Consider the following 15,617-nt stretch of genomic DNA (forward strand, 5'->3'; position numbering starts at 1 on the left):
AGATAGTTATGAAGAAGGTAGCATTTATTTTACTTACCCTCCTTATTACAATAGCTCTTGGTGCTTGCGGTAGTAATAAGCCCAATTCTGAAAATGCTGAAAGTAAGAGTCTTTACGAAGAAATTAAAGAGAAAGGTGAGATTACAATTGGGACAGAAGGGACATATGCTCCTTTTACCTTCCATGATGAGTCTGAAAAATTAACAGGCTTTGATATTGAACTTGCTGAAGAAGTATTTAAAAGACTAGACATTAAGCCAGTTTTTGTTGAAACAAAGTGGGATGGTATGATTGCTGGTCTTGATGCTAAACGATATGATATGGTAGCCAATGAGGTAGCAATTCGTGATGATCGTTTAGAAAAATATGATATGTCAGACCCTTATATTGTTTCAAGAGCTGTTCTTATTGTTCATGAGGACAATAATGACATTAAAACACTCGATGATTTAAATGGTAAAAAAGTAGGGCAATCGTTAGAGAGTAATTATCGAAAAATTGCTGAAGATCATGGCGCAACGAATACAGTTGTTGAAGGCTTTAATCAAGCCGTTGATCTTATAACTTCAAAACGGATTGATGCTACTATCAATGATAGCCTTTCTTATCTTGATTTGAAAAAACAACGTCCAGAATTACCAATTAAAGTAGTTTTTAAAGAAGCAGATGCGTCAAGCAATGGTTTTCTTTTCAGAAAAGGATCTACAGAGCTTGTTAAGGCAGTAAATGGAGCTCTTACTGAAATGAAAGAAGACGGCACGTACTTAGAAATATCGAAAAAATGGTTTAATGAGGACGTATCCAAGTAAAGGAATGGATGAATATGTTTTCAAATCAAGAACGCATAGATCGGATTATAGGAATTCTCATTGACTCCTTTTTTCCTATATTAAAAGCTGGAATTCAGTTTACAATTCCCTTAACAATCATCACCTTTGTTTTAGGACTTATACTTGCCCTCTTAATCGCACTTGCACGATTATCAAATGTTAAGGCATTGATTGTACTTGCTAAATTTTATGTTTGGATATTCCGAGGAACTCCACTATTAGTTCAGATTTTTATATTGTTTTATGGTTTACCTAGTTTTGGGGTTACACTAGATCCTTTTCCAGCAGCTGTCATAGCCTTTACATTAAATAAAGGAGCTTACAGTTCAGAAATTATTAGAGCAGCTATTCTTTCCATTCCAAAAGGACAGTGGGAAGCGGCTTTTTCTATAGGGATGACGAAATCCCAGGCTATGAGACGAATCATCATTCCTCAATCTATTCGAGTTACGTTACCGCCATTAGGAAACTCCTTTATCAGTCTGGTAAAGGACACCTCCTTAGCAGCGACTATTACGGTTACTGAACTATTTCAAAAGGGGCAACAAATTGCATCAGTAACATATGAGCCTCTTTGGATTTATATTGAGGTTGCCTTTATTTATCTTATTTTCAGTACAGTACTTTCTTATTTCCAAGAAAAGTTAGAGCTTAGATATGATAAAGGTATAGCGAAGTGATGGAGGTGAAAATATGATTCGAATCAGTAATCTACATAAATGGTTTGATCAGCTTGAAGTGTTAAAAGGAATCGACTTATTGATCCCAAGGGGAGAAACGGCTGTTATTATCGGTCCTTCAGGTTCAGGGAAGACCACTTTACTTCGATGCTTAAACCTATTAGAAATTCCAACTCAAGGAACCATTGAACTTGGAAATAAATCAATTCATTTTGATAAAAGCACAAAATTGACCTCTACAGAAATTGTCTCCTTTCGAAAAAGGACAGGTATGGTTTTCCAAAGTTACAATCTATTTCCGCACCTGACTGCACTTGAAAATATAATAGAAGGTCAGATTATTGTTCTAAAAAAAACAAAAGCTGAAGCGGAAAAAAAGGCAAGGGCCCTTCTCGAAAAGGTTGGTTTATGGGATAGGGCTGACATGTATCCTCATCAATTATCTGGAGGCCAACAACAACGTGTTGGTATCGCTCGAGCCATGGCAATGGAACCTGAAGTTTTGCTGTTTGATGAACCTACTTCTGCGTTAGATCCAGAGCTTGTCGGAGAAGTATTAAAGGTTATTAAGGGTTTAGCTAAAGAGAATATGACACAGGTAATCGTTACGCACGAAATGAATTTCGCTCGAGAGGTAGCAGACCAAGTTATATTCATGGATCAAGGGGTTGTTGTAGAGAAAGGGACTCCTAGTGAAATCTTTCAAAACCCAAAAAACCAACGTACTCTACAGTTTTTGAATAAAGTAGCTGAAAGATAATACACTTCCCCGCAATATTTTAATTACCATCCACTTATATGCTAGTCACTTCTAGTAAAATAATTATTTATAGACTGATCGGTTTTTACCGTTCAGTCTATTTTTTATCAATATATCACAGGAATCTTTGTGCAGACAAAGCTTCAATTCCAAGCTATTTTAGATCAGGTGTTTCCTGAGTATCGAGGTGTTTTTTGTGATTTGTATTCGATGGTTTCTTTGCATATGCTTCGTGAATATCCATCATCAGTATCTTACGGGAGATGAAGACAAGTTAACTAAAATAATCAAAAGGTTGTGTAAAAGCCGTTCTTTAAAGTGGGCAAGTAAAAAGTTCAAGAATTAAAAGCTGCGGCAACTAGGAACCCATTCGAAAGAACTGTGTATCAAAGCCATATTTTAATCCTTAGTATGTACATTGGTTCTAGCAGTATAGAGGTTAGAGAAACGAATCACCTTATCCAAACAGCTACTTATTACACTAATGACAAAAAACAAATTGCAGGATTACTCAAAAAAAGTTCTATTCACGTCCCAATTGAAACTCCATCTAATAACTTATAATCGGGTAATGCGATTGATTGGCCAGCAGTATTCATGGTTCCAGTCAAAAAATTCTATACATAAATTGATTATGATATAATTCAAATTGGAAGGATATAACAACTTCCAAAGATATAATCATACAGCTTTCCTGAATCATCAACAATATAAATTTGATAGAGAGAAGGTTGAGTCATGGAGTATGTGAAGCTTGGGAATACAGGGATGGACGTTTCGCGGATTGCGCTTGGGTGTATGAGTTACGGCGATCCCAAAAGCGGTGTTCATACGTGGACACTGAATGAAGAACAAAGCCGGCCATTTATTAAGAAGGCTCTTGAGCTGGGGATTAATTTTTTTGATACGGCTAATATTTATCAAGGCGGAACGAGTGAAGAGATTGTAGGCAGAGCATTAAAGGAATATGCAAATCGCGATGAAATCGTCATTGCTACTAAGGTCCATGGGACAATGCATAAGGGGCCCAATGGTTCCGGGTTATCACGCAAAGCGATTATGACAGAAATTGATCACAGTCTTCGTCGTCTAGGAACGGATTATGTGGATCTTTATCAAATACATCGCTGGGACTATAACACACCAATTGAAGAAACGATGGAAGCCCTTCACGATGTTGTCAAAGCAGGCAAAGCTCGTTATATTGGAGCCTCCTCCATGTATACATGGCAATTCCAAAAAGCTCTTTACACAGCAGAGCGCCATGGCTGGACACGGTTTGTGAGTATGCAAAATCACTTGAATTTGTTATACAGGGAAGAAGAACGAGAAATGCTTCCTTTTTGCCGCGAAGAGAAAATTGGCGTAATTCCGTGGAGTCCTTTGGCGCGCGGACGACTGACGAGAGATTGGGAAGAGACAAGCACACGTTCAGAACGCGATGAATTTGGCAAAACGCTTTATACAGCGACAGTGGAAGCTGACCGAAAAGTCGTGGAAGCCGTTAAAGAAATTGCTGAAAGACGGGAAGTTCCACGGGCTCAAATTGCTTTAGCATGGATTTTGCAAAAACAGCCGGTAACTGCCCCTATTATCGGAGCAACTAAACTCCATCATTTAACAGATGCTGTCGCTGCTTTGGAGATTAAATTAACGCCTGAAGAGATTCAAAAACTTGAGGAACCATATATCCCTCATCCAGTAGCGGGCTTTAAATAATAAAACAAAACCATCATTCTTTTGGAGTAATCTATTTTCCAAGCATTCAGCTCGAAAAGATATGAAAGAAACCGTTCCCCTGCTTCTTCTATTCTACCTATCTATTTTTAATTGTTTTACTTTTAAATGTAAAAAACGACCGGCTACATAATCGTAACCGATCGTTTTTCTTTTTTACTATTATATAGATGCTTATGTATTTTCAAGTGAATAATTTTTCATATTACTTTTTGTTCCTATTATAAATGAGTCAATAGGTTCTTCTGGCTTAACACCAATAATCACGCCAATTCCTACATCCTCAAGTATTTTAACGCCATTCCCCAAAACAACAGGATTGGGGGTGTCTGACCTTTCATTGCCTGCGCATTATGTAAGGGTATAGAATTCATGACTAGTCATTGCAACAGGTATCCTCATCTCTCATGTGACCGGACCGATTTATTTTTGTTTCAAGGTATTTTTCATTATACTCTGATACATCACCCCATAACGATTCTCTTCCTGATACAGGTAAGCCAGAGTTTTTTAGAGCGTCTAATTTTTTAGGGTTGTTGGTTAGAAGAGTAACAGGTTTGCTTCTTAATGCTTTTAAAACTTGTATAGCATCACTATAATTTCTTGAATCATCGACAAAACCAAGCGCTTGATTGGCATCCACTGTGTCATAACCATTTTCCTGAAGGATATAAGCCATAGCTTTACTGAACAAGCCAATGCCTCTTCCTTCATGATTGGCTAAATAAAATAATGCACCAGTGCCATGTTCAACAATCATTTTCATCGATTGTTTTAATTGAAACCCACAATCACACCGCTTGCTTCCAAATATATCTCCTGTATGACAAATCGAATGCATACGAATAATCGCATCATCGCCGTATTGAAAGTCGCCATAGGCAAGGATACTCGATTGTTGTAATTCGGCTAAATTGACAGAGGATAACTTGTTAATAATTCTTTCAAAATTCTCTGTTACTTCATCACAATTCAGCCAGCAATACCATTTAAATTCAACAGTTTCTCCGTACAAATTAACGGGTAGTTTGATTGGTCCGACTAAATAAATAGCCCCCTTTTCCGTTTTTATTAGTTGAATTTTATCTTCTAAAATAGAAAGAACTTTCAAATCCAATTTAGTCTCTGCCATAAAATCACTCCTTTTATTTTTGTTTGTTTCAATTTTGCACTCTTGGATTGACGAGAGAATATGTTCTGTCACTTCTTTTACCGTGGCAGATCTATATTTCCCTCAACTTCTACTACACCTCTTCTGTTGCTTCCGGCGTAGTCTCCCCATTAACAGTTTCTTGGATTGCTTCTTGCTGTTCCGCATTCGTATTCTCGATAACTGTTTCTTCACTTGTAATCTGTTTAGTTTCTTGTGTTTGGTTTACTTTCGTTTCCTCCTGTGTGTTATCACTAAGGTTATCAAAAGTCTTAATTAAATGGCTTTTCTTTGTCATATTCAAACATCTCCTTCACTAAATTAGAAAAGCACTCACAATTGGAGTATTGTAATTAGTTCAGACAACCGGCTTGCCTTCATAAGAAGTGTTTTTGGAAAAGAATTAACTTTTCCATTTTGGGTCCACTTTAAGACTCACCAAATACCAAGATTTGAATAGGTGTAGTTTTTCCTTTCCTATCGTTTCTAATCCACAAGCCTAGATAATAAAAAAAGTTGTGTCCGATTGAATTAATATTTAATCGGACACAACTCCTTTTATAATAACTTTATTACCATACCTGAAATAACTTAATTATTCTTAAACAACAAAAAAAGCTGATCATAAAATCAGCTTTTTCACTACTACATTCTTTTAGCTCCTAAATATCTTTCTTTCCAATAACTATTATTCATAGAGGTAATACTCACACCTTTTGATGAAGAACTATGAATAAATTGATCATTTCCTATGTATATACCTGCATGTGAAGCACCCGGTTTATAAGTTTCAAAGAAAACTACATCGCCAACTTTTGGAGTCGAAACCTTTGTTCCCTTTTTATAAATCTCCGCAACGGTTCTTGGGAGAGTAGTGTTTGAGCTTTCTTTAAATACATAGGTTAGAAATCCACTACAATCAAATCCTTTCGGTGTGCTCCCTCCCCAGACATACGGCACATTTACATATTTTTTAGCCTCTTTCACCAGCTCAGCCGAAGAACTTCCTCCCACGCTTATTTAATTCATATAACAAATAGATTACAAAAAATGCACAAAAAGTGCGCAGAATAGACACTATTCGATAATTAAGATAACAAATTCAGCAATTTTGCTATTCATTTGTTTTATCCTAAACTGAATTTCTTTTTGTACCATAAGGGAGATTCACGTTAAGAGGATTCGTTATACATCATGTATGTAGTATAAAATTAAAAGGTTACTCATTTAGTCATACAAACAAATAGATCAGCACTAATCATCGTTGAAGTTTAATATTGTTTTGTAAAAAATTTGATTATGTTCTACTTGTTTTGTTCAATAATCGCTCCTGATTATTGAACAAGAAAAAACCCTACATTTACTACAGTAGGATTTTTGATTAAATTTTTATAAATTCCCCCTCTTTATCTAAAAACTGCATATAAGCAGTTCATCTTTCTTATAAATGGTTTAACTTTGTTTTATTGAAAATTATTGAAAAATTATCAGTTGTTTATTTGGATAAAAAATCCAATTTTCAATTTCAACTTTTATCTAGGATATATTTAATCAAATATTCTGCGTCTACTCCGACCCCTTGAAGAAGTGCAGAACCTCTACTATATTGCCACGGCAATCCTAAAAAATATAATCCATCTATTGATGTAATACCTCTTTGGTGAATTGGCTGACTCTTTTCGTCCAAAACGTCAGCTATATCAATCCATCTATAATCAGATACAAAACCTGTTGACCATATCACATTATTAACGTGTACTTCACTATTGTCTTCAAAAATAATATTGTCATTTTGTATTGATATAGTTCGTGGCTTTAATATTACTTTTCCACTCTTTATTAGGGATTTAAGTTCAAATCCAAAAATTGGGTCAGGGTTATTTTTTATGTACTGACCTACTTTAGTATTCACACTTGCTGTATATATTCCCAGTTTATCAAACCACCAGAAAATGCTTTTATTCATTACACTTTGTGGTAAAAACTTCATTTTATGATTAACTGATAAATGAGTTTCTCTTTGTTTTGATAATTCAACTGCAATTTGTGCTCCTGAATTTCCTCCCCCCACTACTAATACAGGTCCATCTCTTAGTTGCTTTGAATTTTTATATTGAGACGAATGAAGCTGCAAAACATTATTAGACAGTGTTTTCGCAAACTCTGGAATAAATGAGTTCTGAAAGGGCCCGGCTGCTATAACTACATTTTCAGCTAGTATTTCTCCTTTATCAGTTAAGATTCGAAAGCTATCCTCATCTTTATATAAACCTTGAACTATAGTTCTTAGCTTTACAGGAAGGCTAAACGCTTCAGCGTAAAAAGATAAATACTTGGCTATTTCATCTTTTGTGGGGTAAACACTCTGATTGCCTTCTAAAGCTAGTCCGGGTAATGAACTATAAGAACGTGGGGTAAATAACTTAAGAGAATCATATCTATTTTTCCAAACTGCCCCTATCTCTTCTCCTTTATCAAGAATTAAAAAAGATAAATCCGTTTGTTGTAAGTAATATCCCATTGAAAGTCCAGCTTGCCCTGCACCGATAATGATTACATTATACTTCATTAGTATCACTTCCATTATTTATTGAATTATTAACTTCGATATGTTAAATAATAAAAGCTAATATATTAATTAATGAGAAAACAATAATATGATTTTGCATTTTATTGAATGCTTACCATTAATGATAAATAAAAAGCTACCACACATAATACACTCATTGAGAAACCTAATAGAATAGATGCTTTCTTTATATATGACAATATGGTTAATCCCAAGAATGATAAGGCTAATATTAATAGCATTACACTGTTTAATTCAAGACCTAGAACAATCACGAAATCGCGTGTTATATTCCCTTGGTAAAATAGGTCAAACAATTTAGATACTCCTGATGATGCTAGGGTTGTTTTAATATCATGTGGTGGTTCTTGTTGCCCCAATATAGCCGTTGTAGAAAAGATAAGAAAAACTACTAAACTTTCAGCTTTCGTCCAGCGTATTGGATTGAAATTCTCATGATTTTTTAGTTTTCTTCTAATCAAAACACTATTGATGAAAGCATATGTCATTAAAGGTATAAGGAACAGATGCTTAATTAAAAGTGCTTGCCCATAAGGAAGCATCCAAGAATTTGTATAATCTTTATAATTGATTACCACAGTCATTAAGAATAGTCCTGTGATCACAGTTATTAAGAAACACATCATTGCTACAGGCGTAAACCACCTTAAGAAATTCAGCCAATTTGAATAATTTCTTGAAAACCAACTAACTACAATTAAGATCCCTACCCAAATAGTAACAGCAAGAAAGTGAATAGTATGTATAAGGAATCCATTCCATTTCTCTATAGAACTAGCGTGGCTGGACCACCCTAATGCCAGAATTAACATAAACGTAATGACCATTCCAAAATATGCATATAGTGACCTCTTTCGGTAATCAAACCAAACAATATAAATAAACAATGCATTTGAAACAAGATAAGTGAAAATCCACGCTTTTCCCACTTCAAAGGTGAAAAGTACTGATTTAAATGTTTGTGAAAATCCAATATCTTGGTAAAGATATAAAATGATTTGTAAAACGGGTATAAATGAGAATATTGCAATCCCGGCTGTTGCAGCCATTAAAACACCTTTAGGTACGTTAAAATCGGGTCTATATGAACTTGGTACAATTTGCAGAAGAAAACTACCTATAAGCAGAGAGAAACAAATATATAGTAATGGTTCGCTGATGATTCCTATAAACACCATTTATTATTTCTTCCTCCTCATTAGCCAAAAGACACTTCCAGCAACTATTACAAATAAAATGCCTATAATTGAGGGAATTAAATATGAAGGTACATTGCTTTGTTTAATATCCTGTTTTGGCTGTTCAGTGGAGCTTTCTTGATTATCTTCTCCTTGTTTTGGTTCCTTTTTTTCAGTTTCAGCCATATTTTCATTGGAATCCTCCTTCATAGGTACGTCTACAGTAAAAGAAAAAGCTCCTTCTATTGGGTGTCCATCTGCACCGATAATAGACCAGTCAACTTTATAATTCCCATTCTCTAAAGGTTGCAGGAAAGTAGCCCACATTTCATCCTCCTCTATTACAAAGTTTCCGAGTGCAATAGATTGCCCATTTAAATTTGAAACACTAATCGTACTTGTCTGTTCAACTTTTGTTCCAAACATTAACGTTAACTCCTGTAAGGGTTCTGTTATTACTTCACCATCTTTAGGGGTTGATTCTTCTAGGGAAGTGTGTGCGAATGCTTGATTTGAAAATAAAACGAACACGAATAATAAAAACAATAATGAGACTTTTTTTATCATTTCAATCCTCCTTTTACATAGTCAAATTACGATAGTTTGACACACATATTAGACATTGCTAATATGATAATAACAAAACATATTAGCAGTGTCTAATATGTGAGGAGGAAATATATGCAAACTATTGACATCGATATGAAAGTGAAATTAATTCATGGATTTTCTAATAAAACAAGGCTTCAAATTCTTGAATGTATAAAAGACGAAGAAAAAACGGTATCTCAGATTGTAGAAGAGATTAATGGAAATCAATCGAATATTTCACAACATCTTGCATGTTTAAGAGGCTGTGGAATTATTGTTGGAAGAAATGAAGGAAAATATTGTTTTTACAGTTTACGTAACCAACATATAAGGGATTTATTAACAATGTTCGATGTAGTTCTTGAAGATGTTCAAAATGATGTTGCATGTTGCGATCGTCATGTAGATTAGGAGTGTTTAAAATGGCTGGAAAATGTTGTGGCTCAAATAACATGCCTGAAAATAAAAGGGAAAGTTGTTGCAGCTCTTCTGATAAATTAGATGTAAAACAAGAAAATTCAAGTTGTTGTAACAGTAACAAAGATTCAGTAAATAGCTTTAATTCAATACCTATTATTATTCAAGAAAAAACTAATTGCTGTAGCAGTAATTCATCGAAGGAAACAGTTAATGAACTAGAAAAGAAAAGGTAAGCTGTTGTAGCACTCCCCTTCCTAGTGAAAATAAGCATGGAACCAATAATTGTTGTAGTAGTAAAACAACCCTTAAAGAAAATAAAAACCCAGTGAAAACAAGCTGTTGTAGTAGTAATGAAGAACAAACAGTAGATACCATCTCGAATCCTCTTCCGTCTAGAGAGAAGATGTCATACAGAGTTCATGGAATGGATTGTGCCGCTTGTGCAATTACCATTGAAAAAGGTTTAAGTAAACTAAAAGATATAAATGAGGTAAAGGTTAATTTCAGTACAGCGAAAATGCAGGTGGCTGCAAGTAATGCTGATGCTTTTATTCCGATTGAGTGTGAAATTAAAAAACTTGGATATTCTACAGATCCATTAAATCAAAAAGGGAATATAAAAACCTTCGATATTGAAGGAATGGACTGTGGTAGTTGTGCTAAGAGCATAGAAAATCACTTAAATACCATTCCATCCGTTAAAAGTGTCAGCGTTAATTTTTCTACCGGAAAAATGAAAATTGAACATTTGGCTAGTGTCGAAGATATTATTTCTGAGGTTTCTAAAATTGGTTATAAAGCCTCATTATCATCTAATAAGCAATCGATACAGACTCACAAAAATAAAAACGAGAATGGCTTAATCATCTTGTCTGGTGTACTAATAGCTCTTGGTTTTATCGGTTCATTTAATGGAATTTCTCCATGGATGTCATCGGTACTATACGCAATTGCAATGGTGATAAGTGGTTATAAGCCTATAAAGAGTGCATTCTATGCGATAAAAAGTCGTTCACTGGATATGAATGTTCTGATGTCTGCTGCAGCTATTGGAGCTGCACTTATAGGGGAATGGCTTGAAGGTGCTACCGTTGTTTGGTTATTCGCAATCGGTAACTTACTACAAACCAAATCGATTGAACGCACAAGAAATTCGATTCGTAATCTTATGAATCTAGCTCCTGCTGAAGCTTGGGTAAGTGTTGGTTCAGAAGTCATAAAAAAACCGGTTGAAAATATAGTAGTTGGTGACATTATCATTGTTAAACCGGGTGATAAAATTCCATTAGATGGTGAAATTATTCACGGGGAATCCAGTGTCAATCAGGCTCCTATTACAGGAGAGTCCATTCCTGTAGATAAGGAAATAGGTAATACAGTATACGCAGGAACAATAAATGAACATGGTTCCCTTGAGATTCGGGTCACTAAGTTAGTTGAAGATACGACCATATCAAAAATTATTCATTTGGTCGAAGAGGCCCAAGAACAAAAAGCGCCAACTGAAGCATTTGTAGATAAATTCGCAAGTATTTATACACCTATTGTATTTCTTTTAGCATTGGCAATTATGGTGCTACCTCCACTATTTGGATTTGGTACTTGGGGAGAATGGTTTTATAAAGGGCTGGAACTACTAGTTGTAGCTTGTCCTTGTGCTTTAGTCATTTCTACTCCTGTTGCCATCGTATCAGCTATTGGGAATGCTGCGAAGAATGGAGTCTTAATTAAAGGTGGAACGTTTTTAGAAAAAGCAGGTGCCATCACGGCCATTGCATTTGATAAAACTGGTACTTTGACTGAAGGAAAACCTAAAGTATCGGAAATCAAAACGTTAAACGGATCAGAAGCGGAATTACTTTCAATAGCATTAACTCTAGAAGATTATTCAACACATCCTATAGCACAAGCGATTGTTGGATATGCCAATGAAAAAGGAATACGACCTAAAAATGGAGAGTTATTTAAAAGTATCGTAGGAAAAGGTGTTCAAGCGACCATTCAAGAAGATATTTTTTACGCTGGGAATCTAACATTATTCGAAGAACTTAATGTTTCTTTAGAGGATGTAAAAAAACATGTTCAAGAGATACAAAGCAAAGGGAAAACAGTAGTGATCGTTGGGACACAAAATCAAATTATTGGGATTATTGCCGTTTCTGATACAATCCGTAAAACTTCAGCGTCAGCTTTAAATGCATTAAAACAAAGTGGAGTTAACCAAACTGTCATGTTGACTGGGGACAATGAAGGAACCGCAAAAATGATTGCTTCGGAAGCGAATGTGAATCGCTATTTCGCAGAATTATTGCCAGAGGATAAAGTAGATGCTATTAAGAAATTACAAAATGAAGGACATCAGGTAGCGATGGTTGGAGACGGTATTAATGATGCTCCTGCACTTGCAACAGCAGATTTAGGTATTGCAATGGGAGGTGCCGGAACTGACACTGCAATGGAAACAGCCGATATTGTGTTAATGGCGGATAATCTTGACAAACTTCCTTATACAATGAAGTTAAGTAGAAAAGCCTTAACGATTATTAAACAAAATATTTGGTTCTCCATCATTATTAAAGTCATCGCACTAGTCTTAATCTTCCTTGGTTGGCTTACACTTTGGATGGCTGTATTAAGTGATACTGGCGCTGCCTTAATTGTTATTTTAAATGCAATAAGATTGTTAAAATTTAAAGAATAGATATTAATGAGATGTTTCTGAAAAGAGACATCTCATTTTTTACAAAAAGGAATTTTTATTGTACTAACCTGCCTTCGTTCAATAAGTCTTATTCCATTTAAAAATCCCTAGGATACCACTCAGTCCTAACAGCACTAGCTTAAATCATAAATCTTTGACTAGCAATGATAATATAAATGCTAGGCATTAAAGACAGCAGAAAGACGACTAAAGTAATGATAATTCGTTTACGTAATTCCTCAAAGTGCGGAGCTACTCGCATATGATAATTACTCCAGAAAAAAGAAGATGTAAGACAAAGCCTACACCTTCTTTTAATCTAATTGGCTAGTTAATCCTTGTTTTTAGATGGTTCTGTATTTGCGTCATCTACCACAAGATCTCTAGTAGACTTTTTAAATTCTCTTAATGTTGAGCCAAATGCTCTTCCGATTTCCGGTAACTTAGAAGGACCAAAAATTATAAGAACGATTATTAAAGTTAGTATCAATCCTGGTATTCCAATATTTTGAAGCATAATTCCCCCTCCTAATCATTAAATCTTGTAATTCCATTTATACGCTTATCATCATTTCAAAATAACTTCAGCAAAAAAGTTGTTTAGATTAATATTCTTACCAAGTTTTTAAACGTCTACCATCATTTAATGCCATCCTTAAAACTTAACAAAAAATGCAGTAAAGTACATGATTAACATTCCAATGGCGAATCCAGAAAGATTTAACCATGAGACAGATGGCTCCTTATGTGTTCGATGATCTTCAATAAGCATTTTTGTAATGACATAAATTACTTGTAAAATGGCCCCTGCTCCAATTCCTAAGAATAAAGCACCCCATATTGGCGAGAAAATGAAACCGCCAAACCAAGTACCAAGAATGGCAGGTGCACCAGCAATTGTTCCGAGAATTAAAAAGTCCTTTATACTTGGCTTGGTTTTTAAAAGGGGAGCAGCTATCCCAATCCCTTCTGTAATATTGTGCAGGGTAAAGCCAATGATTAAAAATGTTCCTAATGCAGCTTCACCGAGAGCAAAAGAAGATCCAATCGCCAATCCTTCTCCGAAATTATGAAGCCCAATTCCTGTAGCCATTAGAAGTGCTAATTTAAAAGCTGAAAAGCCTTTAGACTCCTGTCTTTTATGCTGATACTGATCAAATCCGATTAATAGTAAAAAGGTTAGAGCAGCTCCGATTATGACCACCATATTCCCTTGGAACACAGAAGGAGCTTCCATACCAATCTCAAATCCGTCAGCAAGCGTTCCAACAAACAGGAATAATAAGAGTCCGACAGTAAGTGCAAGGATAGCATTAATCCATTTTCGCCTAAAATGCTTCATAAATGGATACCACAATAATCCTAGAGTAATAGGGACAATTCCGACATAAAAACCGATAAAGCCATAGTTTAAAAAGTTGCTCCAGCTAGCTTCAGGAGTCAAAGTTGCCGCTACAATTTCCCCTTCTGTTACAATGCCATTTTCAGTGATAATTTTAATAGCATGAGGATCCCCCTCAACCCATGGATAGGGAATAGTTAGTTTCCCATCTTCAAACCGTTTAAGCGTAGAATCAGGTGAAACGCTGAAATTCCAAACAGAATCATTTACAATTACTTGTGAAATGGTAAGTGTTTCTGGACCGGTGTTACTTACTGAAAGTTCAAAACCTCCATTCGTTACTTTAATCCTTTCAATATTTAATACTTCAATAGGTGCAGCAGGATCTTTTTCTATTCCTGCTCCATTTATTAATACCCATGCTAATACCCCCACAAGTAAAACTAAAGGAACTAATCCTGAGATTATCCATTTTGTTTTCATTTTTACATCCCTCCTTTACTCTACTTCAAAAAATCCCATCCACCCCAATTCAGCAAATTCACTGACATGGGCATGAAACATATATTTTCCCTTATAAGGAAAACTCACTTCAATAATACCGCGTTCTCCTTGACACTGCATGATCGTATCAGTGAATTGAGAAGGGTTATCATTCCTTCCTGTCGGATAATACGTAAAATAGTTAGCGTGAAGATGGAAGGAATTAATTAAATCAAATTCTGTTAAGTTACTAAGATAAATACGAACTAATTGGTCTTTTTTTACTTTAATCGGATGATTCATGAATGCGAAGGCATACCCATTAACCGTATAAAAATCGTTTTCGCCATCTAAATCCAAGTCAAACCCATTCATCACCATATTTAACTCTAACGCCGGTTCCCTTGGTGTTTTTGGATCAATAATAAAGTTCCCATACAATCCCTTATGAATATGGCGAGCAAGTGGTAATACATGACAATGATAGATCTGCATTCCGTATGGCTTAGCTTCAAATTCATAAGTAAATGTTTGCCCTGGGGAAATCGGTGCAATTCCATCCATTTCTGGAGGGTGTATACCATGAAAGTGAATAGAGTGAGGGTGACTGCCTCCATTTGTGAAATGAAAACGTAGTAAGTCCCCTTCCGTACAACGAAAAGTAGGGCCTGGTATCGTCCCGTTGTAAGTCCACCCCGGAAATTTTATCCCATTTGCAATTTCAATTTCTTTATCTATAGCCACAATTTCATATTCACGAAGCGTTTTTCCATTTGATAATATACTTACTTTTCCGTAATCAAATGTGGTTAGTAACTGTTCAGCCATGTTATAACCTGAGTTTTTTGTAATATCTCCCACCATTTGACTATGATTCATATTACTGTGTTTTTGGCTATGCGATTGTGCTTTAACCAAAGAGGTCGAAGTCGCTAAATTATTTAAAAAATAACTCCCCGCTATACCTAAAGCACCAGCAGATCCCAACTTTAAAACGTCACGTCTAGAAATTTTACTTTGGTCAGTCATGTTTAATCACCCCTAAAAAGTTTCCTTTATGCAAAAATATGATATTTGACTAAAGTTTATGTATTAGGACAAACTTTTTCAATATTTATTTTTCTTTTTCTTAATTTTTTGTATTTTCCTTGAGAT

17 protein-coding genes and 1 pseudogene are annotated in these 15,617 nt (G+C 35.2%); 8 read left to right on the forward strand and 10 right to left on the reverse strand.

The features are described 5' to 3' along the window. The first annotated feature begins 8 nt into the window (after window positions 1-8). The 5 genes and pseudogenes from BAOM_RS11400 (at window position 9) to BAOM_RS11415 (ending at window position 3,989) form a co-directional block, all read left to right on the forward strand. Window positions 9-809 (forward strand): amino acid ABC transporter substrate-binding protein, encoded by an 801-nt coding sequence (locus BAOM_RS11400; protein WP_127760375.1) that lies wholly within the window; start codon window positions 9-11, stop codon window positions 807-809. A 14-nt stretch (window positions 810-823) separates the two neighbouring features. Continuing rightward, complete coding sequence (locus BAOM_RS11405; protein WP_127760376.1) at window positions 824-1,510, forward strand: amino acid ABC transporter permease; 687 nt, start codon at window positions 824-826, stop codon at window positions 1,508-1,510. Between the two features lie 13 nt (window positions 1,511-1,523). Further along, window positions 1,524-2,270, forward strand: coding sequence for an amino acid ABC transporter ATP-binding protein (locus BAOM_RS11410; RefSeq protein WP_127760377.1), 747 nt, complete (start codon window positions 1,524-1,526; stop codon window positions 2,268-2,270). Window positions 2,271-2,375: 105 nt separating this feature from the next. Beyond that, a pseudogene (locus BAOM_RS25015) lies at window positions 2,376-2,690 on the forward strand (IS110 family transposase); the annotation flags it as partial. A 318-nt stretch (window positions 2,691-3,008) separates the two neighbouring features. Beyond that, window positions 3,009-3,989 carry an aldo/keto reductase gene (locus BAOM_RS11415; RefSeq protein ID WP_127760378.1) on the forward strand — a complete coding sequence of 327 codons (981 nt, stop codon included), beginning with the start codon at window positions 3,009-3,011 and terminating at the stop codon, window positions 3,987-3,989. A gap of 394 nt (window positions 3,990-4,383) precedes the next feature. Here the strand turns inward: BAOM_RS11415 and BAOM_RS11420 are convergent, their stop codons facing one another. From BAOM_RS11420 to BAOM_RS11445, 6 genes are all read right to left on the reverse strand, one after another. After that, window positions 4,384-5,139, reverse strand: coding sequence for a GTP cyclohydrolase II (locus tag BAOM_RS11420; protein WP_127760379.1), 756 nt, complete (start codon window positions 5,137-5,139; stop codon window positions 4,384-4,386). A 112-nt stretch (window positions 5,140-5,251) separates the two neighbouring features. Then, window positions 5,252-5,455, reverse strand: a complete 204-nt coding sequence (locus tag BAOM_RS11425; protein ID WP_127760380.1) for a hypothetical protein — start codon at window positions 5,453-5,455, stop codon at window positions 5,252-5,254. Between the two features lie 347 nt (window positions 5,456-5,802). Further along, window positions 5,803-6,171, reverse strand: coding sequence for a C40 family peptidase (locus BAOM_RS11430; protein ID WP_252282385.1), 369 nt, complete (start codon window positions 6,169-6,171; stop codon window positions 5,803-5,805). A 511-nt stretch (window positions 6,172-6,682) separates the two neighbouring features. After that, window positions 6,683-7,726, reverse strand: a complete 1,044-nt coding sequence (locus BAOM_RS11435; RefSeq protein ID WP_127760382.1) for a flavin-containing monooxygenase — start codon at window positions 7,724-7,726, stop codon at window positions 6,683-6,685. 101 nt (window positions 7,727-7,827) lie between these two features. Further along, window positions 7,828-8,925, reverse strand: a complete 1,098-nt coding sequence (locus BAOM_RS11440; protein WP_127760383.1) for a copper resistance D family protein — start codon at window positions 8,923-8,925, stop codon at window positions 7,828-7,830. A 3-nt stretch (window positions 8,926-8,928) separates the two neighbouring features. Then, window positions 8,929-9,492, reverse strand: a complete 564-nt coding sequence (locus BAOM_RS11445; protein ID WP_127760384.1) for a copper resistance CopC family protein — start codon at window positions 9,490-9,492, stop codon at window positions 8,929-8,931. A gap of 114 nt (window positions 9,493-9,606) precedes the next feature. Between BAOM_RS11445 and BAOM_RS11450 the strand changes: the two genes are divergently transcribed. The 3 genes from BAOM_RS11450 to BAOM_RS11460 all read left to right on the forward strand — a co-directional run bounded on the left by BAOM_RS11450 (window position 9,607) and on the right by BAOM_RS11460 (window position 12,637). Next, the gene (locus tag BAOM_RS11450) at window positions 9,607-9,927 is read left to right on the forward strand and encodes an ArsR/SmtB family transcription factor (protein ID WP_127760385.1); all 321 of its coding nucleotides are present in this window, start codon (window positions 9,607-9,609) and stop codon (window positions 9,925-9,927) included. An 11-nt stretch (window positions 9,928-9,938) separates the two neighbouring features. Continuing rightward, complete coding sequence (locus BAOM_RS11455) at window positions 9,939-10,169, forward strand: hypothetical protein (RefSeq protein ID WP_127760386.1); 231 nt, start codon at window positions 9,939-9,941, stop codon at window positions 10,167-10,169. 170 nt (window positions 10,170-10,339) lie between these two features. Then, complete coding sequence (locus BAOM_RS11460; RefSeq protein WP_127760387.1) at window positions 10,340-12,637, forward strand: heavy metal translocating P-type ATPase; 2,298 nt, start codon at window positions 10,340-10,342, stop codon at window positions 12,635-12,637. A gap of 139 nt (window positions 12,638-12,776) precedes the next feature. Here the strand turns inward: BAOM_RS11460 and BAOM_RS25020 are convergent, their stop codons facing one another. The 4 genes from BAOM_RS25020 to BAOM_RS11475 form a co-directional block, all read right to left on the reverse strand. Beyond that, window positions 12,777-12,899, reverse strand: coding sequence for a hypothetical protein (locus tag BAOM_RS25020; protein ID WP_257467686.1), 123 nt, complete (start codon window positions 12,897-12,899; stop codon window positions 12,777-12,779). A 69-nt stretch (window positions 12,900-12,968) separates the two neighbouring features. Continuing rightward, entirely contained in the window at window positions 12,969-13,154 is a 186-nt protein-coding gene (locus tag BAOM_RS11465) for a twin-arginine translocase TatA/TatE family subunit (RefSeq protein ID WP_127760388.1), read from the reverse strand. 138 nt (window positions 13,155-13,292) lie between these two features. Then, entirely contained in the window at window positions 13,293-14,462 is a 1,170-nt protein-coding gene (locus BAOM_RS11470) for a ZIP family metal transporter (RefSeq protein ID WP_127760389.1), read from the reverse strand. A gap of 15 nt (window positions 14,463-14,477) precedes the next feature. Beyond that, a complete protein-coding gene (locus tag BAOM_RS11475) occupies window positions 14,478-15,491 on the reverse strand; it encodes a multicopper oxidase domain-containing protein (protein WP_127760390.1) in 1,014 nt (337 codons plus the stop codon). Window positions 15,492-15,617 lie beyond the last annotated feature (126 nt).

Source organism: Peribacillus asahii (genome assembly GCF_004006295.1).
Classification (GTDB): domain Bacteria; phylum Bacillota; class Bacilli; order Bacillales; family DSM-1321; genus Peribacillus; species Peribacillus asahii_A.

Excerpts from the sequence above, each read along its gene's own strand:
- BAOM_RS11405 (WP_127760376.1), top strand. The coding sequence starts at position 824 with ATGTTTTCAAATCAAGAACGCATAGATCGGATTATAGGAATTCTCATT.
- BAOM_RS11435 (WP_127760382.1), bottom strand. The coding sequence starts at position 7,726 with ATGAAGTATAATGTAATCATTATCGGTGCAGGGCAAGCTGGACTTTCA.
- BAOM_RS11425 (WP_127760380.1), bottom strand. The coding sequence starts at position 5,455 with ATGACAAAGAAAAGCCATTTAATTAAGACTTTTGATAACCTTAGTGAT.
- BAOM_RS11420 (WP_127760379.1), bottom strand. The coding sequence starts at position 5,139 with ATGGCAGAGACTAAATTGGATTTGAAAGTTCTTTCTATTTTAGAAGAT.
- BAOM_RS11440 (WP_127760383.1), bottom strand. The coding sequence starts at position 8,925 with ATGGTGTTTATAGGAATCATCAGCGAACCATTACTATATATTTGTTTC.
- BAOM_RS11465 (WP_127760388.1), bottom strand. The coding sequence starts at position 13,154 with ATGCTTCAAAATATTGGAATACCAGGATTGATACTAACTTTAATAATC.
- BAOM_RS11410 (WP_127760377.1), top strand. The coding sequence starts at position 1,524 with ATGATTCGAATCAGTAATCTACATAAATGGTTTGATCAGCTTGAAGTG.
- BAOM_RS11450 (WP_127760385.1), top strand. The coding sequence starts at position 9,607 with ATGCAAACTATTGACATCGATATGAAAGTGAAATTAATTCATGGATTT.
- BAOM_RS11470 (WP_127760389.1), bottom strand. The coding sequence starts at position 14,462 with ATGAAAACAAAATGGATAATCTCAGGATTAGTTCCTTTAGTTTTACTT.
- BAOM_RS25020 (WP_257467686.1), bottom strand. The coding sequence starts at position 12,899 with ATGCGAGTAGCTCCGCACTTTGAGGAATTACGTAAACGAATTATCATT.
- BAOM_RS11445 (WP_127760384.1), bottom strand. The coding sequence starts at position 9,492 with ATGATAAAAAAAGTCTCATTATTGTTTTTATTATTCGTGTTCGTTTTA.
- BAOM_RS11455 (WP_127760386.1), top strand. The coding sequence starts at position 9,939 with ATGGCTGGAAAATGTTGTGGCTCAAATAACATGCCTGAAAATAAAAGG.
- BAOM_RS11400 (WP_127760375.1), top strand. The coding sequence starts at position 9 with ATGAAGAAGGTAGCATTTATTTTACTTACCCTCCTTATTACAATAGCT.
- BAOM_RS11460 (WP_127760387.1), top strand. The coding sequence starts at position 10,340 with ATGTCATACAGAGTTCATGGAATGGATTGTGCCGCTTGTGCAATTACC.
- BAOM_RS11415 (WP_127760378.1), top strand. The coding sequence starts at position 3,009 with ATGGAGTATGTGAAGCTTGGGAATACAGGGATGGACGTTTCGCGGATT.
- BAOM_RS11475 (WP_127760390.1), bottom strand. The coding sequence starts at position 15,491 with ATGACTGACCAAAGTAAAATTTCTAGACGTGACGTTTTAAAGTTGGGA.